This is a genomic window from Halomonas sp. EF61, from assembly GCF_040147045.1.
In the GTDB taxonomy this organism is placed as follows: Bacteria; Pseudomonadota; Gammaproteobacteria; order Pseudomonadales; family Halomonadaceae; genus Halomonas; species Halomonas litopenaei.
The window spans coordinates 587,959-611,743 of sequence record NZ_JAMSHM010000001.1 but is presented as its reverse complement, the minus strand read 5'-3'; the positions used below and the strand labels follow the sequence as shown (position 1 = coordinate 611,743).

Genomic DNA, 23,785 nt, shown 5'->3' with positions numbered 1-23,785 from the left:
CCGCCAGGAGAGTGATAGATGCAGTTCGTCGACGAAGCCTCGATCATCGTGGAGGCAGGCAACGGAGGTAACGGTTGCCTGAGCTTCCGGCGCGAGAAGTACGTGCCCAAGGGCGGCCCGGATGGCGGCGATGGCGGCCATGGTGGCAGCGTCTACCTGATTGGTGACGATGCCCTCAATACGCTGATCGATTTCAAGTATCAGCGCTTCTACAAGGCGCAGAACGGCCAGCCCGGCCAGGGTCGCCAGATGAGCGGCCGCGCCGGTGAGGATCTCCACGTCAAGGTGCCCGTGGGTACCACGGTGATCGACGAGGATACCCTCGAGGTGATCGCCGACGTGACCGAGATCGGCCAGGTGGTGCAGGTGGCCCAGGGCGGTCGCCGTGGGCTCGGCAACATTCACTTCAAGTCCTCCACCAATCGGGCACCGCGGCGTACCACGCCGGGCACCGAAGGTGAGCGGCGCAACCTGCGCCTGGAGATGAAGGTGATGGCCGATGTCGGTCTGCTGGGGCTGCCCAACGCCGGCAAGTCGACGCTGATCCGCTCGGTGTCGGCGGCCAAGCCCAAGGTGGCCAACTACCCCTTCACCACCCTGGTGCCGAACCTGGGAGTGGTGAAGCTCGGCATGCACGAGCACTTCGTCATGGCCGACGTGCCGGGGCTGATCGAGGGTGCCTCCGACGGTGCCGGCCTGGGGCTGCGCTTTCTCAAGCACCTGACGCGCACCCGCCTGCTGTTCCACGTGGTGGATGTGGCGCCGTTCGATGAGTCCGATCCGGTGGAAGCCGCCGAGGCGATCATCCATGAGCTGGGCGAGTTCTCGCCGACCCTGGCCGAGCGCCCGCGCTGGCTGGTGCTCAACAAGCTCGACCTGCTGCCCGAGGACGAGCGCGAGGCTGCCGCCGACGAGATCGTGCGTCGACTCGGCTGGGAAGGCCCGGTCTTTCGTATCTCGGCGATCTCCAACGTCGGCACCGAGGCACTGGTGCAGGCGGCCCATCGCTGGCTGACCGAGCAGCGCACCCTCGAGAACGAGGATGAAGAGGCCATGGAGCGCGAGCAGGAGATGCGCCGGCGCATGGAAGATGAGGCGGTGGCCAGGACAGAGGCGCGCCTGGGTCGTCGTCGCAAGCGTGACGAAGACGACGATGACGATCTCGATGACGACGACTACGACGTCGAGGTCGAATACGTTCAATAGCGGTCGTCAGGGGAGTCGACAGCCTCCCCGTTCGGCCAGAGCAGCGGGGCGAGAAAAGGATGCACAGCGGAGAGCGGGTCCCGGGGCGTGACGCCCTGTCCAGCGCGCGACGGGTGGTGGTGAAGATTGGCAGCGCCCTGTTGACCAACGACGGGCGTGGCCTCGATGACCCCGCCATCGGTGGCTGGGTGGATCAGATCGCCGCCCTGGCGAGTCGCGGCATCGAGGTGGTGCTGGTGTCTTCCGGGGCCGTGGCGGCAGGCATGGTGCGTCTCGGCTGGCGGGCTCGCCCGTCATCGGTGCGAGAGCTCCAGGCCGCTGCGGCGGTGGGGCAGAACGTGCTGACCGAAACCTACGAGAATCACTTCGGGCGCCATGGCCTGGTGACCGCGCAGATTCTGCTGACCCACGACGATCTGTCCAATCGCAAGCGTTACCTCAACGCGCGCTCGGCGCTGAGCACGCTGGTGGACCTCAAGGTGGTGCCGGTGATCAATGAAAACGACACCGTGGTCACCGACGAGATCCGCTTTGGCGACAACGATACCCTTGGCGCCCTGGTAGCCAACCTGCTCGAGGCCGATGCGCTGGTCATCCTGACCGATCAGGAGGGCTTGTTCGACGCCGACCCGCGTCATGACCCCAGCGCCCGGCTGATCGAGGAGGGGCGCGCCGACGATGCGCGCCTGGCGGCGGTGGCCGGCGGCGGCGGCGCCCTGGGGCGCGGTGGCATGACCACCAAGGTGCGCGCGGCGCGCCTGGCCGCGCGCAGCGGGGCGGTCACGGTGATCGCCAGCGGTCGCCAGCCCCGGGTACTGGAGCGGCTGGCCGATGGCGAGCGGCTGGGCACCCTGTTGACCCCGGACCGGGCCCCCATCGCTGCGCGCAAGCGCTGGCTCGCCGGCCAGCTGCAGGTGCGCGGTACCCTGACCCTGGACGCCGGCGCGGTACGGGTGCTGCGTAGCAGCGGCTCGTCGCTGTTGCCGGTGGGCGTGAAGGCCGCCTCGGGTGACTTCGCGCGTGGCGACATGGTGCTGTGCGTCGACGAGCAGGGCGAGCGGATCGCCAAGGGACTGGTCAACTACAACGCCGAGGACGCACGCAAGATTCTCGGCCAACCCAGCGGGCGCATCTGTGAGTTGCTCGGCTATATGGAAGCGCCGGAGCTGATTCACCGCGACAATCTTGTGGTGCTGGCTTGATCCAGGTCGGTATCAGGCGCCTTGTTGCCCCCGGCGCCTCTCTTTAGGGATATGGTTCCCGTCTTTTCTCCGTGCTCTTATGCGCCGCCGACGGCAGCCGCTGTCGGCGGCGCATGCGCGACATCTGTCCTGTCGCGTGAGCCTTGAAGCTGAAGCGTGCCCCGGTGCGTGGTCTCAGCGGTCTTTGGAGAAGAGGGAGCGTTGTCGATGAAGTCTATTCTGGTAACGGGTGCTGGTTCCGGCGTCGGCTTTGAGGTCGTCAAACTGTTTTTGGAGAAGGGCTTCAAGGTCGGTGGCCTGGATATCAACGTCAAGGCGCTGAACGAGCTGCAGGCGCAAGGGCAGGCGAACCTGTTTGCCTACAAGTGCGATGTCTCCTGTCGTGCTGGTGTGCATGACGCCATCGAGCAGTTCGCCACCGTCTGCGGTGGAGTGATCGATGTCGTCCACTCCAATGCTGGGATTCAGGCGAGTGGCCTGTTCAAGGACGTCGAGCTCGAAAAGTACGAGATGATGAACCTGATCAATGCCATGGGCACGATCTACATCATCAAGGAGGCGCTGCCCTACGTGATGGCGTCCGAGGCAGGCGCCATCCTGCTGACGTCGTCGGCGTCGGCGATCACCGGGCTGCCGATGTTCAGCGTGTACGGTGCGACCAAGTCGTTCGTGACGTCGCTGGGCGAGTCGCTGAGTATCGAGCTGGAGTCCGATGGCATCTATGTAGGGATCATCGAACCCGGCCTGATCAATACACCGATGAACTCGAACAATCCTGACTCCATGGTGTGCACGGAGCAGCAGATCACGCTGGGCCCGAAGGAAGTGGCGGAGGCCGCCTACCAGGCGATCAGCACTCGCCGTCAGCTCTACTGGCACGTGGGCGAAGAGGCTCATGATCTGGCGGAGGCGATCCAGGGGCTGCGGCTGCAGGAGCGTCAGCGCTTCGTCAAGCAGATGATCCAGTCGAAGCTGAAGTGATTCGAGTGGCGATGGCGGCGGCGACGTCTGCGGTGACCTGAGGCGCCCGTGGCGTTGGGACAAGTGGCGCGATGACCGCTGCGGTGGCCGCCGCTGGCCGGGCACAGGGTCGGTGGAGTGAGCCAGGCGCGCCAGGCCGTAAAAGGCTGGCGCGCAGTACCTTGACATGATAGGATGCGCCATCCTCTCAGACACGGCCCGTAACGATTGCCTCGCGACAGTGCTTGCGATGGCGGTCGGCCAGATGGCCAGGCCGACGGGGATTTTTTTATTTCCCTGTTGGATCAATACGTTATCAAGTCATCGTGCGACGGTGACGACAACTTTCTCCAAGGAGACAGTCAGTGGCTAACAGCAAGCAAGCCCGTAAGCGCGCCCGTCAGGCAGAATCTCGTCGTGTCCTGAAGGCAGGCCAGCGCAGCATGGTCCGCACTTACGTCAAGCGCGTGATCAAGGCGATCAACAGCGGTGACCACGCTCAGGCAATGGACGCCTTCAAGGCGGCACAGCCGGTCATCGACCGCATCGCCGACAAGGACACCCTGTCCAAGAAGAAGGCCGCTCGCATCAAGAGCCGTCTGAACAAGCGCATCAAGGCGCTGGCTGCGTAAGCCGGTCCCGCGCTTTCGGCGTGACGCGGATGCGTCCGTGTCGCGCACGCGAAAAACCGGCTACGGCCGGTTTTTTTTGTGCCTGCCAATTGATGACCCGCGGCGCCCCGGTGCCCATTCGTCGCCCTTCTCCGGGCGATGGCGAGCCACAGGGCGGAGACTGTCAGCGTGGCAAGAGGGCCGGACAAACGAGCCGGGAATTGAGCAGGGAGCCCGCAAGCAAGGAATCAGTGATGTGACCGACGAGCGTCGACAGCAGGCCTCGGATGAGGACATTGATCAGGCCCTGGAGCAGGGAGCGGGCACCTCGGTGGGGGGCGCCAAGGCGCCCGTGCGTCGGGGCCTGATGCGCTCTGGGCTGGTGGTCAGCAGCATGACCATGCTGTCCCGGGTGCTGGGGCTGGTGCGCGACGTGGTGATCGCCACCCTGCTGGGTGCAGGACAGGGCGCCGACGCCTTCTTCGTGGCCTTCAAGATCCCCAACTTCATGCGTCGGCTGTTCGCGGAGGGCGCCTTCAATCAGGCCTTCGTGCCGGTGCTGTCGGAGTACTCGACCACCCGTACCCGCGAAGAGATACGCGAACTGCTCAATGCGGTGTGCGGTAGCCTGGCGGCGGTGCTGGCGCTGATCACCGCCCTGGCTATCGTCGCCGCGCCCTGGTTGACCTGGGTGTTTGCTCCTGGCTTTGCGCGGGATCCCGACAAGCTCGCGCTGACCACCGACATGCTTCGGCTGACGTTCCCGTATCTGCTGTTGATCTCGCTGACCGCCTTCGCCGGCAGCGTGCTCAATACCTGGAATCGCTTCGCGGTACCGGCCTTCACCCCGGTGCTGCTGAACCTGTCGCTGATCGGTGCGGCGCTGGTGCTGACGCCGATGATGAGCGAGCCGGCCATGGCGTTGGCCTGGGGCGTGCTGATCGCCGGCGCCGCGCAGCTGCTGTTTCAGGTGCCCTTTCTGGTGAGGCTCGGGCTGATGCCCCGGCCCTGGCCCAACTTCGCCCACGAGGGCGTGCGGCGCATCCTTCGACTGATGGCGCCGGCGTTGTTCGGAGTCTCGGTGTCGCAGATCAATCTGCTGCTGGATACCATCCTGGCCTCGCTGCTGGCGGCGGGCAGCGTGTCCTGGCTCTACTATTCCGACCGCCTGGTGGAGCTGCCACTGGGGGTGTTCGGCGTGGCCATCGGTACGGTGATCCTGCCGGCGCTGTCGCGGCGCCACGCCGAGGCGTCCACCGAGCACTTCAGCCAGATGCTGGACTGGGCGCTGCGAGCGGTGCTGCTGCTGGGGCTGCCAGCGGCGCTGGCGCTGGCGCTGCTGGCCGAGCCGCTGTTGATCACGCTGTTCCACTACGGCGCCATGACCGACAACGATATCGTGATGGCGGCAATGAGCCTGCGTGCCTATGCCCTCGGCCTGGTCGCCTTCATGCTGATCAAGGTGCTGGCGCCGGGTTTCTTTGCCCGCCAGGACACCAAGACGCCGGTCAAGGTCGGTATCATCGCGATGGTCGCCAATATGGTGTTCAACCTGATCCTGATCTGGCCACTGGCCCACGCCGGGCTGGCGTTGGCCACCGCACTGTCGGCCTTCCTCAATGCCGGGATGCTGGCCTGGCTGCTGCGCAGGCAGGGCGTGCTGCGCTTCCAGCCCGGCTGGGGGCGCTTTGCTGTGCAGCTTGGAGGCGGCTGTGTGGCCATGGGCCTGGTGCTTGTGTTGCTTGCGCCGGAGTGGCACCAGTGGCTCGGCTGGGGGCTCATGCCTCGGGCACTTTGGATGGCAGCACTAGTGGCGGCCGGCGGGCTTGCGTACTTCGCCTGGCTGGGGCTGACAGGAGTCAGAGTCCGCCAGTTCCGGCTCAAGGGTTAGGGCTGGGTTTGCGAGGGCACCGGCGCTGCCCACCCAGACGCCTTCAGACGGTGGGAAGACGCGGCGCCCCGCACTTCGCTATAATCGACTCCCTTTAGGTTCGGTGTGACCCGACTCATGGAAGTAATTCGAGGCCTGCACAATCTGCGCGAGGAGCACCGTGGCACGGTGGCGACCATCGGCAACTTCGATGGGGTGCACCTGGGCCATCGGGCGATCCTTGAGCAGTGCCACGCCGAGGCGGCGCGCAGCGGACTGCCGGTGACCGTGGTGGTGTTCGAACCCCAGCCGCGCGAGTACTTTGCCGGCGACCAGGCGCCACCGCGCCTGACGCGGTTGCGCGACAAGGTCGGCCTGCTCAAGGAGTGCGGCGTCGATCGGGTGCTGTGTCTGCCGTTCAATGAATCGCTGCGCCAGCTGACGGCGGCAGAATTCATCGAACGGGTGTTGCTGGAAGGGCTCGGCGTACGCCATCTGGTGGTGGGCGACGACTTCCGCTTCGGCTGCGATCGTCGCGGTGATTTTGCGCTGCTGACCGAAGCCGGCCGCAGCAGTGGTTTCAGCGTCGAACACACCCTGACCTTTCGCATCGACGATGACCGGGTGTCGAGCACACGGGTGCGCACCCTGCTGGCCTGTGGCAACTTCGAGGCGGCGGCGCGCCTGCTGGGCCGGCCTTACCGCGTCAGCGGCCGGGTGGTGCGTGACCAGCAGCGCGGGCGCACCATCGGTGTGCCCACCGCCAACCTGCCGCTGCTGCCGGGTCCGCTGGTGCTGCGCGGTGTCTATGCGGCGACGGTGGAGATCCACGGCGGCAGCGATGGCGAGGCGTCCCAGCGTCATCCCGCGGTGGTCAACATCGGCTGGCGGCCCACGGTAGGGTCGCCGCGTCCGGTGCTGGAGGCGCATCTGCTGGACATGCAGGCGGATCTGTATGGCAAACGCCTGACGGTAGTGCCCTGCGCCAAGCTGCGCGGTGAAGAGACCTTCGCGGACTTCGCCGCGCTGAAGACCCAGATATATGCCGACATCGACCGGGCGCGAGCAGTGTTTGCCCGGGACCCTGACGGCCCACGACCTTATCCTCTGGCATCGGCGCCACGTGCGCGCGAGGCCGCAACCCAGGATTCCCCGGCGGGGCAGGCCCCCGCCGATCATTACGACGGCTGACCCCAGGACTATGAGCGACTACAAGCACACTCTGAATCTGCCAGAAACCGAATTCCCCATGCGCGGCATGCTCCCCAAGCGCGAGCCGGCGCGGGTCGAGCAGTGGCAGAAGCTGGACATTTACCAGCGCTTGCGCGAAGCACGCCAGGGCCAGGAGGTCTTCGTGCTGCACGATGGCCCTCCCTACGCCAACGGCAGCATTCACATCGGTCACGCCGTCAACAAGATCCTCAAGGACATCATCGTCAAGTCGAAGAACCTGGCGGGCTTCGATGCACCCTACGTGCCGGGCTGGGACTGCCACGGGCTGCCCATCGAGCACAAGGTGGAGACCACTCATGGCAAGCACCTGGAGCCTGAAAAGGCCCGGGCGCTGTGTCGCGAGTACGCCGACGAGCAGGTCAAGGGCCAGCTTCAGGACTTCGTGCGTCTGGGCGTGGTCGGCGACTGGGACAATCCCTACCGCTCCATGGAGTACGCCAACGAGGGCGGCGAGATCCGCGCCCTGGCCGACATGGTCAAGGGCGGCTACGTGTTCAAGGGACTCAAGCCGGTCAACTGGTGCTTCGACTGTGGTTCGGCCCTGGCCGAGGCCGAGGTCGAGTACGCCGACAAGAAGTCCGACGCCATCGATGTAGCCTTCACCTGCGCAGACGACGCCAAGCTGGCCGCCGCCTTCGGGCTGGACAGCCTGCCCAAGCCCGCGGCGGTGGTCATCTGGACCACCACCCCCTGGACCATCCCGGCCAACCAGGCGCTGAATGTCCATCCGGAGTTCAACTATGCCCTGGTCGACACCGGCGAGCGGCTGTTGCTGCTGGCCGAGGAACTGGTCGAGAGCTGCCTCGAGCGCTTCGGCCTGAGCGGTGAGGTCATCGCCACGGCGCGTGGCGAACGGCTGGAGCTGATCGAGTTCCATCATCCGCTGTATGAGCGTACCGCGCCGATGTATCTCGCCGACTACGTGACCAGCGACGAGGGCAGCACCGGCATCGTCCACTCGGCGCCGGTTCATGGCGTCGATGACTTCGACTCCTGCCGTCGCTACGGCATGGACTTCAGCGACTTCATCAGCGTGGTCAAGGGCGACGGCGTCTACGTCGACGACCTGCCGCTGTTCGGTGGCATGCTGATCTGGAAGGCCAACCCCAAGATCGTCGAAGCACTGTCCGAGGCCGGCGCGCTGATGGCTCACAAGACCATCACCCACAGCTACATGCACTGCTGGCGTCACAAGACCCCGGTGATCTACCGGGCCACCGCCCAGTGGTTCGTCGGCATGGACATCCCTGGCCATGACGGTCGCACCCTGCGCGAAAGTGCGCTCGAAGGGATCGAGGCGACCGAGTTCACTCCGGGCTGGGGCAAGGCGCGGCTGCACAGCATGATCGCCAACCGCCCGGACTGGTGCATCTCGCGTCAGCGCAACTGGGGCGTGCCGATCCCGTTCTTCCTGCACAAGGAAAGCGGCGAGCTGCACCCGCAGACCGTGGAGCTGACCGAGAAGGTCGCCGACCTGGTCGACCGTGACGGCATCGACGCCTGGTTCCGCCTGGACCCGGCCGAGCTTCTGGGCGAAGAGGCCAGTCAGTACGACAAGGTCACGGATACTCTGGACGTGTGGTTCGACTCCGGCACCACCCACCGCCACGTGCTGCGCGGCTCGCACCCCCACGGCCATCAGAGCGGCCCGCGTGCCGATCTGTACCTGGAGGGCTCGGACCAGCACCGCGGCTGGTTCCACTCGTCGCTGCTGACCGGCTGCGCCATCGACGGTCACCCGCCGTACCGGGGCCTGTTGACCCACGGCTTCACCGTCGACGCCCAGGGCCGCAAGATGTCCAAGTCCATGGGCAACGTGGTGGCCCCGCAGGAGGTAATGGACAAGCTCGGCGCCGATATCCTGCGTCTATGGGTGGCCTCCACCGACTATTCCGGCGAGATGGCGGTGTCCGACGAGATCCTCAAGCGCACCGCCGACGTTTACCGGCGTATCCGCAACACCGCGCGCTTCCTGCTGGCGAACCTCAACGGCTTCGACCCCGAGCGTGACGCCCTGGCCTTCGACGACATGCTGGCGCTGGACCAGTGGGTGGTGGACCGTGCCGCGCAGCTTCAGGCACGCATCGAGACGGCCTACGACGAGTACCGCTTCCTCGACGTCTACCAGCAGGTGCACGGCTTCTGCGCGCGGGAACTGGGTGGCTTCTACCTGGACGTGATCAAGGATCGCCAGTACACCACCCAGTCCGACTCCCAGGCTCGTCGCAGCGCCCAGACCGCGCTCTATCACGTGGTCCAGGCGCTGGTGCGCTGGATCGCACCGATCCTGTCGTTCACCGCCGAGGAGATCTTCGAGAACATCCCCGGCGAGAAAGGCCTGGCCGAAGGCCGCAGCGTGCTACTGGAGACCTACTACACTGGCCTGTCCACCCTCAGCGACGACGCCAGCATGGGCCGTGACTTCTGGGAGCGGGTGCTGACGGTCAAGCAGGCGGTCAACAAGTGCCTGGAAGACGCCCGCAACGCCAAGACCATCAAGGGCAGCCTGGCCGCCGAGGTGACCCTGCACGTCAGCGACGAGCTTGACGAACTGCTCTCGCGCCTGGGCGACGAGCTGCGCTTCGTGATGCTGACCAGCGAGGTCCACCTGGCGCCGCTCGACCAAGGAGGCGATGCCGCCGAGACCGACGTCGAAGGGCTCAAGGTGGCGGTGCGCGCCAGCGACAACGCCAAGTGCGAGCGCTGCTGGCACCATCGCCCCGAGGTGGGCTCACTGCCCGAGCACCCGGACCTGTGTTCGCGCTGCGTCAGCAACCTGCCAGACGGTCCGGGCGAGGTGCGTCACTATGCCTGACGCCACGGATTCCACGACCAAGGAGGGTGACGGGCACATGAGTTCACAGGTGGAACCGATGCGCCAGCCGCTGCGCTGGTGGTGGCTGGCGCTGGCCTGGGTCGTGCTCGATCTGGGCACCAAGGCACTGATGAGCCAGACGCTGACCTACGCCACGCCGGTGGAGGTGCTGCCGTTCTTCAATCTGACGCTTCTGCACAATACCGGGGCGGCCTTCAGTTTCCTGGCCGATCACCCCGGTTGGCAGCGCTGGCTGTTCGCCGCCATCGCGGTGGCGGCCACCGTCGGCCTGACGATCTGGATGCGTCGCCTGCGGCGTGACGAAAAGCTGCTGGGGGCGTGTCTCGCGCTGATCATCGGCGGCGCCCTGGGCAACCTCTATGACCGCCTGGTGCACGGCTACGTGGTGGACTTTCTGTCCTTTCACGCGGCGGGCTGGTACTACCCGGCGTTCAACGTGGCGGATATCGGCATTACCCTGGGCGCCATCGGCCTGATCTGGGAGTCGATCTTCGGCGAGCGCCGCCGCGCCCGGCGCGGCTAATTATCTGTTGCCGGCAGCGACGTATCGGTCCCTGCCGGTCCGTCACTCTTTCGGAGATCCCAATGAGCGACTACCGTATCGACGAGGGCATGGAAGTCACCCTTCACTTCACCCTCAAGCTGGAAGATGGCACCGTGGTGGACTCCACCCGGGACAAGGCCCCGGCGACCTTTCAACTGGGCGATGGCAACCTGCCGCCCGGGTTCGAGCAGCCGTTGAAGGGTATGACCGACGGCGATAGCGGCAGCTTCGAGGTCAGTCCCGAGCACGCCTTCGGTCAGCACAACCCGCAGAACATCCAGCGCATGAAGCGTGAGGTGTTCAACGGCGACGAGCCCGAGGTCGGCACCGTGATGTCCTTTGCCGACGCCAACGGCGACGAATTGCCCGGGGTGGTCACCGAGATCGACGGCGACATGGTGGAGGTGGATTTCAATCATCCGCTGGCCGGGCGCACCCTGACCTTTGAGGTCGAGGTACTGGGCGTCAAGCCCGCCACCACCCACTAGGCGATTCACGTCTCCCGGTGTGCCGGTAAGGCGCAGTACGTGACAACCACGCAATGACCACGCGAATCATCCGCTCAACCAGGTGCCAAGACGGCACCGAGGCAAGGCAAACCATGCAAATCAAGCTGGCCAACCCGCGCGGCTTCTGCGCCGGCGTCGACCGGGCCATCGACATCGTCAACAGCGCGCTGGACGTGTTCGGGCCGCCCATTTACGTGCGTCACGAGGTGGTCCACAACCGCTTCGTGGTGGATAGCCTGCGCGAGCGTGGGGCGATCTTCGTCGAGGAACTCCACGAGGTTCCCGATGACGTCATCGTGATCTTCTCTGCCCACGGGGTGTCCCGGGCGGTGCAGGAGGAGGCCGAGCGGCGCGGGCTCAAGGTCTTCGACGCCACCTGCCCGCTGGTGACCAAGGTGCATATGGAAGTGCTGCGCTACGCTCGCCGTGGCCAGGAGTGCATCCTGATCGGCCATGAAGGGCATCCCGAGGTCGAAGGCACCATGGGGCGTTACGACACCTCCCACGGCGGCCAGATCTACCTGGTCGAGGACGAAAAGGACGTGGCCCGTCTGGAGGTCAAGGACCCCAGTCGGCTGGCTTTTGTCACCCAGACCACCTTGTCCATGGACGATACCGCTCGGGTGATCGATGCCCTGCGCGCCACCTTCCCCGACATCCAGGGGCCGCGCAAGGACGATATCTGCTACGCCACCCAGAACCGCCAGGACGCGGTGCGCGAACTGGCGGCGGGCTCCGATCTGGTACTGGTAGTGGGAAGCCCCAACAGCTCCAACTCCAATCGCCTGCGCGAGCTGTCCGAGCGAGTGGGCACCCCGGCCTACCTGATCGACAGTGCCGAGCAGATCGATCCGGCTTGGCTTGCGAATATCGGTGCAGTCGGCGTGACCGCCGGGGCCAGCGCCCCGGAGGTACTGGTCAAGGGGGTCATCGACCGCCTGACCGAGCTGGGCGCCGAGGCCCCCGAGGAACTGGCCGGCCGAGAGGAAACCATCACCTTCTCGATGCCGCGTGAACTGCGCGAGCGGGTCATCGTCAGCGACTGATGCCACCAGAGGATTGCCGTGAAGGCATTCCACCGTTCGTTTTTCCAGTGCAGCATCTCGACGCCGCCCCCAAGGGCGGCGTCCTTGTTTTCAGGCGTAGGAGAAAGCCTCAAGTCTGTGCTTAAGCGTGGTGTCGCGACACAACCTTGATCCAGCGCCTGCCGCCCATGGCGGACGTGCGACATACTCGAAGGGAAAACGAGCCGGAGAAGCCCGATGCAGGGAATACGAAAAACGCGAGGCTCAATTTACGCAGAGACGCGCTGGGATGAGCATGGATTCAGTGAGCTGGACCAGAAAGTCAGTGCCGCTTCGACACGGGCTTCGTCACCAGGCCCGATGGAGCGTCAGGGCGGTTTCACCCTGATCGAACTGTTGCTGTGCATCGCCATCATCGGTCTGCTGGCGTCGGTGGCCTACCCCATGTACACCGAGCATCTACGCGAGACCCGTGTCGCCGATGGCCGCGCTCTACTGATGACGACCGCCTCGTCGCTGGAGCGCTGCTACAGCCGTGACCAGGCCTATGATATCGCCGCCTGTGACGGCCTTGAGCGACCGTCGGAGTCCGGTTTCTACCAACTGTCGGTGGAACGCCACCCAGGGCGCTATTTTCTCGAGGCCAGGGCCCTCGACGCCCAGTCGGTGAAGGAAGGCTGCGATAGCCTGACCATGGACCAGACCGGCGAACGGGCACCAGATGACTGCTGGTAGCCGCCAGCGCGGGGTCACCCTGCTGGAGCTGGTCGTCTGTGTCGCGGTGATCGGCCTGATGGCTGCGGTGGCGGTGCCTGGCCTGCACCATTGGCTGGCCGGCGAGCGTCTGGTGGCGGATACCAATCGCCTGGTCGGCGCACTGACCCTGGCACGCACCACCGCCTTGACCCGACGCCAGGAGGTCAGGGTACTGGTGGTCGACTGCGGGGGACGCTGGCGGCTCGAGGTGCTGGCGGGAGACGCGGACGCCGGCGGCTGCCAGTCCACTCCAACCGCGCATGGTGATGTACTGATGGTCGATGAAGCAGCGCACACTGACGGTACCCGGGTATCGCCCGGTGGGGTCAGCTTCGATCTGATGGGGCGCCTGGATGAGTGCAGCTACGGTAGCCCCTGCCGTTGGCAGCTTCGCGGGACAGGAGGCGCGGGTCGCTGGGTCTCGGTGGAGCCAAGCGGCGTGGTACGTTCCGGCGATGAGGAAGATGCCGCGTGAGAAGCCTACGATCCCAGGCCGGGTTTTCCCTGCTCGAGGCACTGGTGGCGCTGGTGCTGCTGTCGGTGGGACTTTTGGGGGTGGCGGGGATGCAGTTGCGCAGCTTGCAAAGCGCCCATTCCAGTATCCAGAGATCGCTGGCGGACCTGGCCGCCCAGGATGCACGGGAACTGCTTTGGGCAAGCCTGGTGGCCAATGGCGGGTACTGTCCTGAAGGTGTGCCCGAGAGCCTTTCCCGAGAGCACTGGCGCGAGCACTGGGCCGATTTCCTTCCCGGTCTCATTCCCCTGAATGAGGCGGTGATCGCTCAGGACGACTGCGCCTTCGAGCTGCGTATTGGCTGGAAGGACGAGCGCTTCACCGAACCTAGCCTGTTTCAGTACTGGGTCAAGCTGCCCGCTCGGAAGGCGTCATGAGTCCGCACCGCGTCCTTTCCCCGGGCAAGTCGTTGCGTCGCCAGCGCGGCGTTTCCCTGGTCGAGCTGATGGTGGCCATGGTCGTCGGCAGCCTGGTGATCCTGGCTGCGGGCTCGCTGTTTCAGGAGGTCAACGCCAATGCGCGCGAGGTGCTGCGCCTGGCCGATCGCCAGGCGGTCCTGAGCTACGCCCTCGATACCATCACCGCGGCGGTGCGCCGGGGCGACGCCTCCCCCGGCGATTACGTGCTGCGCCCGGCGCCAGATGGCGAGTCCTGTACGCTGCACGAGGTCGACAGCGGCGAGCCTCTGGTCGATGGCCTGGCCTACGATGGTTCCTGCGAGGACGATCAGGTGCTGGAAGATCTGGGTGGGGGACTCTATCGCATCACCCTGAACCTGCCCCACGCAAGGACACCGATCCGGCTGCACGCGGTGGATCGTCTTCAGGCCGTGTCCGCGGCGGAGGCCGACGGGTGAAGCCTCAAGCCCGCCAGCGAGGCGCGGCGCTATTGGTGGTGCTGTCGCTGGTAGCGATCGCCTCGGTGGTGGCCATGGCCGGGGTCAAGTCGGCGCTGGTGGACGAACGCCTGGCCGGCAATATGCGCGCCATGGCCCAGGCCCAGATGGCGGCGGATTGGGGGGCCACCGAGCTTCTCATGGCGCCAGATCAGGTTGCCAGCGGGGAGCGAGAAGCCTGCGAGACCCTCGAGCAAAAAGTGGTGGAAGGTAGCTGGAGCGGTGATTGGCGCCAAGGCGGAGTGATTCCGGACCAGCCCAATATTGGCTATCGCTGGGTGCCTTGCTCTTATGCCAGTGTTCCCGCTCGACTGGTGGTTGGTTTTGTCGACGGAGGACAGCACAACCTGGCCTTGCACGGTGTCATCGTTGCGGCGGCCGATGATCAAGGCGCGGGAATCGGTGGACTGCCCGCCTTGCCGGAAGGTTGTGACACTGTGTCTGCTGGTTCGTTTGTCAACTATGGCCCCAATCCAGTAGAAATGTGTTGGAATTCTGCTCCGGCTCCAGGACAGCCAGCGCCATCGCTGGATCCACAAGACAAGGTGACAGAGGTAGCAGCCGAGTTTGAGCAAGATGAGTTCGATGAAACCGGTTGCGCGAAGCATGGGACCATCCTGTTCTGCGACCAAAGCTATGGCTTTTCAGGTCAGTTAGAGCTTGCTGATGTGCCAGAGGCAGAACTGATTGTTGTCGATGGAGCAGCCAATATTCTTGTCTCGGAGGGCGAGTACGAGTGCAACCTGGTGGCGTCAGGCCAGATTGTGCTCAATGCTTCAGGCGAAGTAGCTCTGGCAGGAGACATCTGGGCAGGGGGGATAGTGATCAACGGGGACAACGAGAGCTCGCCCTTCATCGTCGATGGAGCCCTGGTTTCATCCGGTACCATCGGCTTGAATTACAATGTCATGGTCAACGGAACCGATGATCCTTCGGACAATGAACACCACAGCATCCTCTGGCTGGATCGATCAGCATAGATGTCTCGTTAGGTGTCTAGTGACAGCCACCCTTTAACTCGCGACGCAAGCGGCCAAAGTTGCTCAATACCAGCCTGGCTCCGGTGTTATCTTTCGCGCAGATCACAAAGGTCCCGTTATGGCCGCTGGCACGTCCATTGGCCAGAAAGCGCACCGGCTTTGCATCCTCGCGAAAGCCGATGCTTGAGAGCCGGCTGGGCGCAAAGACATGAAGTGTCGCTCCCTCCCAGCTCGGCGCTCCCGCCTTGATCAACAGCTTTCCCCTCCAGTCCTCGCCGCAGTGAATGCCGTCGTCGCTCGGGCAAAGGGTGACGGGTCTTGCCCGGGTGATAGCCGTGCCCCGGGCCAGCATCAGGGCGCCTTCTAGTCGCGAAAGCTCGCTGGCGATATCCTGTCGGGCGGCCATTGCCCGGTAGCCCGACAGGGCCACGCTGGTCAGAAGGCCTACAATAGCCACCACCAGCAACAGCTCCAGCAAGGTAGTTCCGGACTGGCGGAAAGCGATTCGATGAGGTTCGGGATGGCAAGACTTGGGGCGGTAAGGTTCGGGGTGGTGAGGTGTGTGCCAGTAAGCTCGGGACATGCAGACATGACGGGGGCGTCGGGCGTCGTCGTCCATGGCGAACGCTTCCTTGTGGTTGTTGTTTGAATTCAGGGTTCCTTGAGCCTAGCTCGGAGAAGGGAGAGCAGACGTTGGAGAAGCGCTTTGAGTGATTTCCTGGTGATTGGCGGCGGCGTCATAGGGCTGATGACGACACTGCAACTGGCCGATGCCGGTCACAGTGTGACGGTGGTAGAGCGAGGCGGCTGCGGTAGCGAGGCCTCCTGGGCCGGGGGCGGGATCGTCTCGCCACTTTATCCCTGGCGCTACAGCTCGCCGGTATCGCGCCTGGCGAGCTGGTCGGAGGGGGCCTACCCCGAACTGGCTCTGCGCCTGCTGGAGGAGACCGGGATCGATCCGGAGTATCGCCAGAAGGGGCTTCTCTACCTGAGGGTGGAAGACGAAGCGCGCGCACTCGAGTGGGCGCGGGAGGTTGGCAAGCCGCTGTCGCGGGTAGGCGCTGCAGTGATCCGCCGAAAGGAGCCCAACGCCCGCCGCGATATCGACGAGGCGCTGTGGATGCCGACCCTGGGCAGCATTCGTAACCCCCGTCTGATGCGCGCGCTGAGGTCCCGACTGGAAGACATGACGTCGGTGACGTTGCGCGAGCAATGCACGGTCACCGGGTTCGAGCGGCAAGGGGAGCGGGTGGCGGTGGTGAACACCGACCAGGGCAACCTCAGTGCCGATCAAGTGGTTATCTGTGCCGGCGCCTGGTCGGCGGGGCTTGCCGACATGGCCGGGCTCGATCTGCCGGTACGTCCGGTCAAGGGTCAGATGATTCTGTTCAAGGCACCACCCGGACTGGTCGAGCGGGTGGTGCTGATGGATGGACGCTACGTGATTCCTCGCGGCGACGGGCGGATCCTGGCCGGCTCCACCCTGGAAGACGCCGGGTTCGACAAGGGCACCGACGACGACGCCCGTAGCTCACTATGGCATAGCGCTACCGCCATCATTCCGGCATTGGCCGACTGCGAGATCGAGCACCACTGGGCCGGGCTGAGGCCTGGATCACCGGACGGCATGCCTTATATTGGCCAGGCCCCCGGCTGGGACAACCTGCACGTCAACGCCGGGCATTACCGCAATGGGCTGGTGCTGGCGCCGGCCTCGACGCGCCTGCTGGTGGATCAACTGCTGGGAAGAGAGCCGATCATTGATCCCGCGCCCTATCGGTTGCAAGGACGTGTGGAAGAGCGCCCAAGGGGATAGGAGAAACAGAAACGCCCAACATCTGCAGGCTGGCCTTGCAAAGGGACTGTGTCAGCGAGTCTTGAATATCGCACCAGGGCGCTACCTCACCGATAGCTGCCATCCGATTGGTGTTCCAGGCCGTAGTAGCTCGGGAAAAATGTACGATTTTCTTCCTGCCAGGCTCGCGACAGGGCGATGGCTTGCTGGACCTGCTCCGGTGTCATTTGTGCTTCCAGGCGTTTCTTGTCGGGGACGCCGGCCGTGCCTTGGAGGTCGAAATACTTGTAGGCTTGTACCAGGTCCACCTCGGTGCCAATGCCTTTCTCGTAGTAGTTGGCAAGACCTCGGTGGCTCAAGAACCCATTGAATGGCATATGTTCGGCGCGCTTTAGCCACTCGAAAGCTGCTCGCTCATCCTTGGGCACGCCAATCCCTTCTTGATAGATGCCGGCAAGCTGGGTGGCTGATTCGGCGTCGCCCTGTTCGGCTGCGCGGGTGAACCAGATTCTCGCCTGCTGGATATCTTGCTCCACCAGTCCGCGAGGATCGGAACCCAGGTAGGCGAAGCCCAGTCTTTTCTGGGAGAGAATATAGCCTTTCTCCGCGCTTGCTTGGAGGTAGGCCAGCGCTAGGGGTTTATTGATTCGGGTGCCGATACCCCAGTTATAAGCAGTGAATAGTGAAGATCCTGCATCGACTACCCCCATCTTCCACGACTCCTTCACGAGTGGTAGTCCTTGGGACCTATCGACGTACTCTTCATACCCTGTTATCAACTCCGCATAGATCAAACCGAGAAGGAACTTGGCTGTTATGTCACCATTCTCGTTTTCACGAATCAACTTTTCGATCGATGTGTTGTCGTAGAAGTCAGCGAGCGCGTAGCGGTCCGGGTTGTTAGCAATAAAATATGGCGTCCCCTCCATTTCCGTAAAAGTTGTTTCTCGAGAATTAATAAAGTTGAAAGTGGAAGATTCGTCGCAAGCTGTTAAGCACGGTGCTGCACATGTAAGAAATAGGATGATCGAGATTTTCTTGACGTAGTGGGGCATGGCTATATCCTCACTTTGAATGCATCTGTTTTCATATCGATTGGCCTTTTTTGGTTGATAGAACCAAGATGAAGCGTCAGAGATTTAGGTGGTATATTGCTATGCATGTACTTTTCGATAGAAATGCAGTGATAGCTATTATTTTTTAAAACTTCTATGTTAAGAGACTCCTCATTGGACAGGTTTCCTCCGTCGCGCTCCTCAAGGATTGTAGATTCCACTGTCTTGATGTAATTTCCTTTGAATAGAACCGCGTGGTCGTCGTTTTTTGCTTCACCGATCTCGAGTTTCAACCCCAGCTCCATCCCCTCAAGGTCGGGCACCGTGACCAAAATATCGATCTTTATATCGTTGGTGGCGATTGTAGAGATATCTTCCCAACATCCATCTAGTGGGATAGGACCTCTGCTTTCAAACGCTTCATCGTATTTCTCCCAGGTCATCTCCACCGTGACACCCTTGAACAGCAGTTCCAGGCCGTTTTTTTCCTCTTCCAAGGCTTCATAGGGAGGTCACTGTCTCTGGTGATTGCCATAGCGACAGCGGTTGACCCAGTCTTCGACGCCGGCCACAAGACGAGAGAGCTTAAGATGTCTATAGGTGATGGGAAGAAATAGCTATAGATCCGAAGGCTAGCCTTTTTGCTCGAATTCAGGTGCTTGAGATTGGGATAGAAAGCTAGAATTGTATAGTGATTCATCAAAAAAGAAATCACGTGTTTGTTGCATTATTTGAAACTGCCGTCCGGTTGGTATTCCAGTCCGTAGTAGCTCGGTACAAAAATGCCATGCTCCTCCTGCCAGGCTCTAGAGAGCTCGATGGCTTGCCGTATTTGATCCGGCGTCATCTGCTCGGCAAGCCGTCGTTTATCAGGCGCTCCGGCAGGGTCCCGGAGGTCATAGTACTTGTAGGCCTGGACTAAATCGACCTCGGTACCGATGCCTTCTTCGTAGTACACTGCAAGGCCGCCATGACTAATACGTCCATCGAATGGCATATTTTCGGCACGCTTTAACCACTCGAAGGCTGCTCGCTCATCCTTGGGCACGCCGAGGCCTTTACGATAGATGCCGGCAAGCTGTGAGGCTGATTCGGCGTCGCCCTGTTCGGCTGCACGGGTGAACCATATTCTCGCCTGCTGGATATCTTGCTCCACCAGTCCGTGAGGACGGGAACTTCGGTAGGCAAAGCCCAGTCTTTTCTGGGAGAGGATATAGCCTTTCTCCGCGCTTGCCCGGAGGTAGGCCAGCGCTAGGGGTTTATTGATTCGGGTGCCGATGCCCCAGTTATAAGCAGTGAATAGCGAGTACCCTGCGTCGACTACCCCCATCTTCCACGACTCCTTCACGAGTGGTAGCCCTTGGGACCTATCGACGTACTCTTCATACCCTGTTATCAACTCCGCATAGATCAGGCCGAGAAGGAACTTGGCTGTTGTGTCACCATTCTGGTTGCCACGAAGCAACTGTTCGACCGATGTGTTGTCGTAGAAGTCGGCGAGCGCGTAGCGGTCCGGGTTGTTAGCAATAAAATATGGCGTCCCCTCCATTTCCGTAAAAGTTGTTTCTCGAGAATTCATAAAGTTGAAAGTGGAAGATTCGTCGCAAGCTGTTAAGCACGGTGCTGCACATATAAGAAATAGGATGATCGAGATTTTCTTGACGTAGTGGGGCATGGCTATATCCTCACTTTGAATGCATCTGTTTTCATATCGATTGGCCTTTTTTGGTTGATAGAGCCAACATGAAGCGTCAGAGATTTAGGTGGTATATTGCTATGCATGTACTTTTCGATAGAAATGCAGTGATAGCTATTATTTTTTAAAACTTCTATGTTAAGAGACTCCTCATTGGACAGGTTTCCTCCGTCGCGCTCCTCAAGGATTGTAGATTCCACTGTCTTGATGTAATTTCCTTTGAATAGAACCGCGTGGTCGTCGTTTTTTGCTTCACCGATCTCGAGTTTCAACCCCAGCTCCATCCCCTCAAGGTCGGGCACCGTGACCAAAATATCGATCTTTATATCGTTGGTGGCGATTGTAGAGATATCTTCCCAACATCCATCTAGTGGGATAGGACCTCTGCTTTCAAACGCTTCATCGTATTTCTCCCAGGTCATCTCCACCGTGACACCCTTGAACAGCAGTTCCAGGCCGTTTTTTTCCTCTTCCAAGGCTTCATAGGGAGGTCACTGTCTCTGGTGATTGCCATAGCGACAGCGGTTGACCCAGTCTTCGACGCCGGCCACAAGACGAGAGAGCTTAAGATGTCTATAGGTGATGGGAAGAAATAGCTATAGATCCGAAGGCTAGCCTTTTTGCTCGAATTCAAGTGCTTGAGATTGGGATAGAAAGCCAGCCTTGCGATCGGATTGGGCCAGGAAGTGGTTGGCGATCGCCTAGGACGCTACCTCACCGATAGCTGCCATCCGATTGGTGTTCCAGGCCGTAGTAGCTCGGGAAGAATGTACGATTTTCTTCCTGCCAGGCTCGCGACAGGGCGATGGCTTGCTGGACCTGCTCCGGTGTCATTTGTGCTTCCAGGCGTTTCTTGTCGGGGACGCCGGCCGTGCCTTGGAGGTCGAAATACTTGTAGGCTTGTACCAGGTCCACCTCGGTGCCGATGCCCTCTTCGTAGTACACTGCAAGGCCGCCATGACTAATACTTCCATCGAATGGCATATTTTCGGCACGCTTTAACCACTCGAATGCTGTTCGTTCATCCTTGGGCACGCCGAGGCCTTTACGATAGATGGCGGCAAGCTGTGAGGCTGATTCGGCGTCGCCCTGTTCGGCGGCGCGGGTGAACCAGATTCTTGCCTGCTGGATATCTTTCTCCACCAGTCCGCGAGGGTCGGAACCTCGGTAGGCGAAGCCCAGTCTTTTCTGGGAGAGGATATAGCCCTTTTCCGCGCTTGCCTGGAGATAGGCCAGCGCCAAGGGTTTACTGATTCGGGTGCCGATGCCCTCGTAGTAGACGGTGAAAAGAGAATGACCCGCGTCGATCACTCCCAATCGCCATGCTTCTTGAAGCAGTCGTATACCTTCACTTGTATCTGGTTCTCGCTCGAATCCCGTGATATGGCCGAACTGGATAAGCCCTAGCTGTCAGGTCCCGGATGATTAATTACACGCTTGGTGAATAGCTCAGGACGCCTGTTCTGCCAGTCTTTCATCGCAGAAATGGGGGCTTGGTGCTTCAATGCCTTCTGCGGGATGTGATGATTGTACAGCCAGCAGTATCGTTTTAGCGTTTGCTCCAGGTCTTCTCCGGAGACATAGCGACGCGTCGCCAAGACGTCACTGATACGGCCATTGAAGCGTTCGACCATTCCGTTGGTTTGAGGGTGGCCCGGTCGAATCAGGCGGTGCTCCACTTGGTGCTCTGCACATGCCTGGTCAAACGGATGCTGTCCGGTGGGCTTGCGCTCTCCACCAGAGGTGAAGCGATCCGTGAAGCTCTTGCCATTGTCCGTCAGCACCTTTTGGACCTTGAACGGGGCCTTCTCAACGACCCGATGGAAAAACGCTTCAGCATCGCTTGCCGCCTGGCTGGAGCGCAGCTCCAGATAGACCCAGCGCGTAGCTCGGTCGATGGCAACGTACAGATAGCGGCGCTGCGTCTCATCAGGCATCTGCGGCAGATATTTGATATCGATATGGAGGTAGCCCGGTTCGTAGTCTCGAAAGGGCTTGGGCGTTTCCTTCTTGCCCTCCTGATCCCTCTTAGCCAATTGGGCCAAGGTGGGCACCTGGCGGCGTTTCAACATCCGGTGGAGCGCCGCTCTGGATAGCGTGGGATGCAAGAACTCCCGGGCGACGACGAGCAGGTCGTCGAGCCCGAGACGAAGGAATTCGCGTGCCGCAATCAGCACCTCTTCCTGCTCGTGGTTGAGCGTTGCCTTGAGGTTGTGACGGGTGTGGGGGCGATCATAGACGTCATCGCGGTGCCGCCACCGACGTATCGTCATGTCACTGACACCAAAACGCTCCGCCAGCGCCGTATCGGTAATGTGAGCAGGAGCCGCCTGGATCTCAGCGCGAATCTTCGGGGTTGTAGTGGCTTGCTTATGAAGCTTGATCTCCATGGCAATGCTCCTGGATGAACTGACGGAGAAGCCCTCGGGCGGCTATCAAAGGATAGCTCCTTTTGGTCAATTGAACATCCGAGACACCACACCTAGCAGAAATGTGGCTTCGCCATCACTAGCTTTAGCTTTATTTGTAAGGTCTTCTACTGTGATACCTTCAAAGCTGTCCCAAAGAGGGCTGTTGTCGGTGGAGTTTGCGATAAAGTATGGAGACGCTTCCATCGCTATGGTAGAAGTGCTGTGTCCTCTAGTGGTGCTGAAAGGGGATGTGCCGTCACAACCTGTTAAAAGGAAGAAGTGAATTAGTATAAAGGCTTGCATGTTAAATATCTTTCTGTTCCTGTCCATGATCAGATGCTCATCCTGAATATATCAGCTTTAGTGTCTGATGAAGTGTCTGAAGAAACGAAGCTGACGGAAAGTTTTAGTGGTATGAGAGGGTTGTTGCTACGTAAAAAATTTTCTATTTTAACGGCATGGTATCCGCTGACCTTTGAAACTTTTACAAGAAGTTGCGCTTCCATGCCAAGGCTTCATAGGGAAGTCGCTGTCCCTGGTGATTGCCATAGCGACAGCGGTTGACCCAGTCTTCGCCGCCGGCCACAAGACGAGAGAGCTTAAGATGTTTATAGGTGATGGGAAGAAATAGCCATAGATCCGAAGGCTAGCCTTTTTGCTCGAATTCAGGTGCTCGAGATTGAGGTCGAAAGCTGGAATTGTATAGTGATTCCTCAAGAAAGAAATCACGTGTTTGTTGCATTATTTGAAACTCCCGTCCGGTTGGTATTCCAGTCCGTAGTAGCTCGGTACAAAGATGCCATGCTCCTCCTGCCAGGCTCTAGAGAGCTCGATGGCTTGCCGTATTTGATCCGGCGTCATCTGCTCGGCAAGCCGTCGTTTATCAGGCGCTCCGGCAGGGTCCCGGAGGTCATAGTACTTGTAGGCCTGGACTAAATCGACCTCGGTACCGATGCCTTCTTCGTAGTACACTGCAAGGCCGCCATGACTAATACGTCCATCGAATGGCATATTTTCGGCACGCTTTAACCACTGGAAGGCTGCTCGCTCATCCTTGGGCACGCCGAGGCCTTTACGATAGATGCCGGCAAGCTGTGAGGCTGATTCGGCGTCGCCCTGTTCGGCTGCACGGGTGAACCATATTCTCGCCTGCTGGATATCTTGCTCCACCAGTCCGCGAGGATCGGAACCTCGGTAGGCGAAGCCCAGTCTTTTCTGGGAGAGGATATAGCCCTTTTCCGCGCTTGCCTGGAGGTAGGCCAGCGCCAAGGGTTTATTGATTCGGGTGCCGATGCCCTTGTAATAGACGGTGAAAAGAGAATGACCCGCGTCGATCACTCCCAATCGCCATGCTTCTTGAAGCAGTCGTATACCTTCACTTGTATCTGGTTCTCGCTCGAATCCCGTGATATGGCCGAACTGAACAAGCCCTAGCAGAAATGTGGATTCGCCATCACTAGCTTTAGCTTTATTTGTAAGGTCTTCTACTGTGATACCTTCAAAGTTGTCCCAAAGAGGGCTATTGTCGGTGGAGTTTGCGATAAAGTGTGGTGCGGCTTCCATCTCAATAGAAGTGTTGTTTGTCTGTCTGGTGTTGAAAAAATATGTATCGTCACATCCGAAAAGGGTAGTAAGCGAAGCTAGGACCGCTAAGGTTGTGAAAATCCTGTATTTATTGTTTTTCATG

Annotated in this window: 26 protein-coding genes; 17 read left to right on the top strand and 9 right to left on the bottom strand. The window is 61.1% G+C overall.

All coding sequences use genetic code 11. From position 1 onward, the window contains the following. The first annotated feature begins 18 nt into the window (after positions 1 to 18). The 15 genes from cgtA to NFI08_RS02490 all read left to right on the top strand — a co-directional run bounded on the left by cgtA (position 19) and on the right by NFI08_RS02490 (position 15,141). Positions 19 to 1,206 carry an Obg family GTPase CgtA gene (cgtA, locus tag NFI08_RS02560; protein WP_108133520.1) on the top strand — a complete coding sequence of 396 codons (1,188 nt, stop codon included), beginning with the start codon at positions 19 to 21 and terminating at the stop codon, positions 1,204 to 1,206. 59 nt (positions 1,207 to 1,265) lie between these two features. Beyond that, entirely contained in the window at positions 1,266 to 2,408 is a 1,143-nt protein-coding gene (proB, locus tag NFI08_RS02555) for a glutamate 5-kinase (protein ID WP_349586955.1), read from the top strand. Positions 2,409 to 2,615: 207 nt separating this feature from the next. Next, on the top strand, positions 2,616 to 3,389 hold the full coding sequence (locus NFI08_RS02550) for an SDR family NAD(P)-dependent oxidoreductase (protein ID WP_045994443.1): 774 nt from the start codon (positions 2,616 to 2,618) through the stop codon (positions 3,387 to 3,389). 344 nt (positions 3,390 to 3,733) lie between these two features. Next, entirely contained in the window at positions 3,734 to 4,000 is a 267-nt protein-coding gene (rpsT, locus tag NFI08_RS02545) for a 30S ribosomal protein S20 (protein ID WP_045994444.1), read from the top strand. Positions 4,001 to 4,346: 346 nt separating this feature from the next. Continuing rightward, the gene (murJ, locus tag NFI08_RS02540; RefSeq protein WP_108449285.1) at positions 4,347 to 5,870 is read left to right on the top strand and encodes a murein biosynthesis integral membrane protein MurJ; all 1,524 of its coding nucleotides are present in this window, start codon (positions 4,347 to 4,349) and stop codon (positions 5,868 to 5,870) included. 117 nt (positions 5,871 to 5,987) lie between these two features. After that, positions 5,988 to 7,040, top strand: coding sequence for a bifunctional riboflavin kinase/FAD synthetase (gene ribF / locus NFI08_RS02535; RefSeq protein WP_349586950.1), 1,053 nt, complete (start codon positions 5,988 to 5,990; stop codon positions 7,038 to 7,040). A 10-nt stretch (positions 7,041 to 7,050) separates the two neighbouring features. Next, a complete protein-coding gene (gene ileS, locus NFI08_RS02530; protein WP_205254697.1) occupies positions 7,051 to 9,897 on the top strand; it encodes an isoleucine--tRNA ligase in 2,847 nt (948 codons plus the stop codon). Between the two features lie 37 nt (positions 9,898 to 9,934). Further along, positions 9,935 to 10,441 (top strand): signal peptidase II, encoded by a 507-nt coding sequence (gene lspA / locus NFI08_RS02525; protein WP_231498700.1) that lies wholly within the window; start codon positions 9,935 to 9,937, stop codon positions 10,439 to 10,441. Positions 10,442 to 10,503: 62 nt separating this feature from the next. Then, the gene (gene fkpB / locus NFI08_RS02520; protein WP_045994447.1) at positions 10,504 to 10,950 is read left to right on the top strand and encodes an FKBP-type peptidyl-prolyl cis-trans isomerase; all 447 of its coding nucleotides are present in this window, start codon (positions 10,504 to 10,506) and stop codon (positions 10,948 to 10,950) included. 113 nt (positions 10,951 to 11,063) lie between these two features. After that, entirely contained in the window at positions 11,064 to 12,017 is a 954-nt protein-coding gene (ispH, locus tag NFI08_RS02515; protein ID WP_185696479.1) for a 4-hydroxy-3-methylbut-2-enyl diphosphate reductase, read from the top strand. Between the two features lie 339 nt (positions 12,018 to 12,356). Then, the gene (locus tag NFI08_RS02510) at positions 12,357 to 12,731 is read left to right on the top strand and encodes a type IV pilin protein (protein WP_162816485.1); all 375 of its coding nucleotides are present in this window, start codon (positions 12,357 to 12,359) and stop codon (positions 12,729 to 12,731) included. Next, a complete protein-coding gene (locus NFI08_RS02505) occupies positions 12,718 to 13,227 on the top strand; it encodes a GspH/FimT family pseudopilin (protein ID WP_108449287.1) in 510 nt (169 codons plus the stop codon). The genes NFI08_RS02510 and NFI08_RS02505 overlap by 14 nt, the downstream gene beginning before the upstream one ends. Continuing rightward, the gene (gene pilV, locus NFI08_RS02500) at positions 13,224 to 13,643 is read left to right on the top strand and encodes a type IV pilus modification protein PilV (protein WP_108449259.1); all 420 of its coding nucleotides are present in this window, start codon (positions 13,224 to 13,226) and stop codon (positions 13,641 to 13,643) included. Before NFI08_RS02505 ends, pilV begins: the two co-directional genes overlap by 4 nt. Next, entirely contained in the window at positions 13,640 to 14,122 is a 483-nt protein-coding gene (locus tag NFI08_RS02495; RefSeq protein ID WP_108449260.1) for a PilW family protein, read from the top strand. Before pilV ends, NFI08_RS02495 begins: the two co-directional genes overlap by 4 nt. Next, on the top strand, positions 14,119 to 15,141 hold the full coding sequence (locus NFI08_RS02490) for a pilus assembly PilX family protein (RefSeq protein ID WP_108449261.1): 1,023 nt from the start codon (positions 14,119 to 14,121) through the stop codon (positions 15,139 to 15,141). Before NFI08_RS02495 ends, NFI08_RS02490 begins: the two co-directional genes overlap by 4 nt. A gap of 16 nt (positions 15,142 to 15,157) precedes the next feature. Here the strand turns inward: NFI08_RS02490 and NFI08_RS02485 are convergent, their stop codons facing one another. Next, the gene (locus NFI08_RS02485) at positions 15,158 to 15,760 is read right to left on the bottom strand and encodes a GspH/FimT family pseudopilin (protein ID WP_108449262.1); all 603 of its coding nucleotides are present in this window, start codon (positions 15,758 to 15,760) and stop codon (positions 15,158 to 15,160) included. A gap of 87 nt (positions 15,761 to 15,847) precedes the next feature. Between NFI08_RS02485 and thiO the strand changes: the two genes are divergently transcribed. Further along, positions 15,848 to 16,957, top strand: a complete 1,110-nt coding sequence (gene thiO, locus NFI08_RS02480; protein ID WP_108449263.1) for a glycine oxidase ThiO — start codon at positions 15,848 to 15,850, stop codon at positions 16,955 to 16,957. An 86-nt stretch (positions 16,958 to 17,043) separates the two neighbouring features. On the opposite strand, the gene NFI08_RS02475 is transcribed toward thiO, so the two are convergent. The 7 genes from NFI08_RS02475 to NFI08_RS02445 all read right to left on the bottom strand — a co-directional run bounded on the left by NFI08_RS02475 (position 17,044) and on the right by NFI08_RS02445 (position 22,401). Next, positions 17,044 to 17,991, bottom strand: coding sequence for a tetratricopeptide repeat protein (locus NFI08_RS02475; protein ID WP_108449264.1), 948 nt, complete (start codon positions 17,989 to 17,991; stop codon positions 17,044 to 17,046). 2 nt (positions 17,992 to 17,993) lie between these two features. Beyond that, entirely contained in the window at positions 17,994 to 18,488 is a 495-nt protein-coding gene (locus tag NFI08_RS02470; protein WP_108449265.1) for a hypothetical protein, read from the bottom strand. 230 nt (positions 18,489 to 18,718) lie between these two features. Next, positions 18,719 to 19,666 (bottom strand): tetratricopeptide repeat protein, encoded by a 948-nt coding sequence (locus NFI08_RS02465; protein ID WP_349586936.1) that lies wholly within the window; start codon positions 19,664 to 19,666, stop codon positions 18,719 to 18,721. 2 nt (positions 19,667 to 19,668) lie between these two features. After that, positions 19,669 to 20,163 carry a hypothetical protein gene (locus tag NFI08_RS02460; RefSeq protein WP_108450241.1) on the bottom strand — a complete coding sequence of 165 codons (495 nt, stop codon included), beginning with the start codon at positions 20,161 to 20,163 and terminating at the stop codon, positions 19,669 to 19,671. A gap of 238 nt (positions 20,164 to 20,401) precedes the next feature. After that, positions 20,402 to 20,998 carry a tetratricopeptide repeat protein gene (locus tag NFI08_RS02455; protein WP_349588746.1) on the bottom strand — a complete coding sequence of 199 codons (597 nt, stop codon included), beginning with the start codon at positions 20,996 to 20,998 and terminating at the stop codon, positions 20,402 to 20,404. Positions 20,999 to 21,090: 92 nt separating this feature from the next. Continuing rightward, on the bottom strand, positions 21,091 to 22,077 hold the full coding sequence (locus tag NFI08_RS02450; protein WP_349586933.1) for an IS481 family transposase: 987 nt from the start codon (positions 22,075 to 22,077) through the stop codon (positions 21,091 to 21,093). 66 nt (positions 22,078 to 22,143) lie between these two features. After that, the gene (locus NFI08_RS02445; protein WP_349586930.1) at positions 22,144 to 22,401 is read right to left on the bottom strand and encodes a hypothetical protein; all 258 of its coding nucleotides are present in this window, start codon (positions 22,399 to 22,401) and stop codon (positions 22,144 to 22,146) included. A gap of 33 nt (positions 22,402 to 22,434) precedes the next feature. On the opposite strand from NFI08_RS02445, the gene NFI08_RS02440 reads away from it, so the two are divergent. Next, positions 22,435 to 22,662, top strand: a complete 228-nt coding sequence (locus NFI08_RS02440; protein WP_349586927.1) for a hypothetical protein — start codon at positions 22,435 to 22,437, stop codon at positions 22,660 to 22,662. Positions 22,663 to 22,839: 177 nt separating this feature from the next. On the opposite strand, the gene NFI08_RS02435 is transcribed toward NFI08_RS02440, so the two are convergent. Continuing rightward, complete coding sequence (locus NFI08_RS02435; protein ID WP_349586924.1) at positions 22,840 to 23,784, bottom strand: tetratricopeptide repeat protein; 945 nt, start codon at positions 23,782 to 23,784, stop codon at positions 22,840 to 22,842. Position 23,785 lies beyond the last annotated feature (1 nt).

Coding starts and splice junctions, on each gene's coding strand:
- murJ (WP_108449285.1), top strand. CDS start 4,347: ATGCGCTCTGGGCTGGTGGTCAGCAGCATGACCATGCTGTCCCGGGTG.
- ribF (WP_349586950.1), top strand. CDS start 5,988: ATGGAAGTAATTCGAGGCCTGCACAATCTGCGCGAGGAGCACCGTGGC.
- NFI08_RS02485 (WP_108449262.1), bottom strand. CDS start 15,760: ATGGACGACGACGCCCGACGCCCCCGTCATGTCTGCATGTCCCGAGCT.
- ispH (WP_185696479.1), top strand. CDS start 11,064: ATGCAAATCAAGCTGGCCAACCCGCGCGGCTTCTGCGCCGGCGTCGAC.
- NFI08_RS02435 (WP_349586924.1), bottom strand. CDS start 23,784: ATGAAAAACAATAAATACAGGATTTTCACAACCTTAGCGGTCCTAGCT.
- NFI08_RS02465 (WP_349586936.1), bottom strand. CDS start 19,666: ATGCCCCACTACGTCAAGAAAATCTCGATCATCCTATTTCTTATATGT.
- cgtA (WP_108133520.1), top strand. CDS start 19: ATGCAGTTCGTCGACGAAGCCTCGATCATCGTGGAGGCAGGCAACGGA.
- NFI08_RS02505 (WP_108449287.1), top strand. CDS start 12,718: ATGACTGCTGGTAGCCGCCAGCGCGGGGTCACCCTGCTGGAGCTGGTC.
- lspA (WP_231498700.1), top strand. CDS start 9,935: ATGAGTTCACAGGTGGAACCGATGCGCCAGCCGCTGCGCTGGTGGTGG.
- NFI08_RS02550 (WP_045994443.1), top strand. CDS start 2,616: ATGAAGTCTATTCTGGTAACGGGTGCTGGTTCCGGCGTCGGCTTTGAG.
- ileS (WP_205254697.1), top strand. CDS start 7,051: ATGAGCGACTACAAGCACACTCTGAATCTGCCAGAAACCGAATTCCCC.
- NFI08_RS02475 (WP_108449264.1), bottom strand. CDS start 17,991: ATGCCCCACTACGTCAAGAAAATCTCGATCATCCTATTTCTTACATGT.
- NFI08_RS02495 (WP_108449260.1), top strand. CDS start 13,640: ATGAGTCCGCACCGCGTCCTTTCCCCGGGCAAGTCGTTGCGTCGCCAG.
- fkpB (WP_045994447.1), top strand. CDS start 10,504: ATGAGCGACTACCGTATCGACGAGGGCATGGAAGTCACCCTTCACTTC.
- NFI08_RS02445 (WP_349586930.1), bottom strand. CDS start 22,401: ATGCAAGCCTTTATACTAATTCACTTCTTCCTTTTAACAGGTTGTGAC.
- NFI08_RS02510 (WP_162816485.1), top strand. CDS start 12,357: ATGGAGCGTCAGGGCGGTTTCACCCTGATCGAACTGTTGCTGTGCATC.
- NFI08_RS02450 (WP_349586933.1), bottom strand. CDS start 22,077: ATGGAGATCAAGCTTCATAAGCAAGCCACTACAACCCCGAAGATTCGC.
- NFI08_RS02440 (WP_349586927.1), top strand. CDS start 22,435: ATGCTCATCCTGAATATATCAGCTTTAGTGTCTGATGAAGTGTCTGAA.
- proB (WP_349586955.1), top strand. CDS start 1,266: ATGCACAGCGGAGAGCGGGTCCCGGGGCGTGACGCCCTGTCCAGCGCG.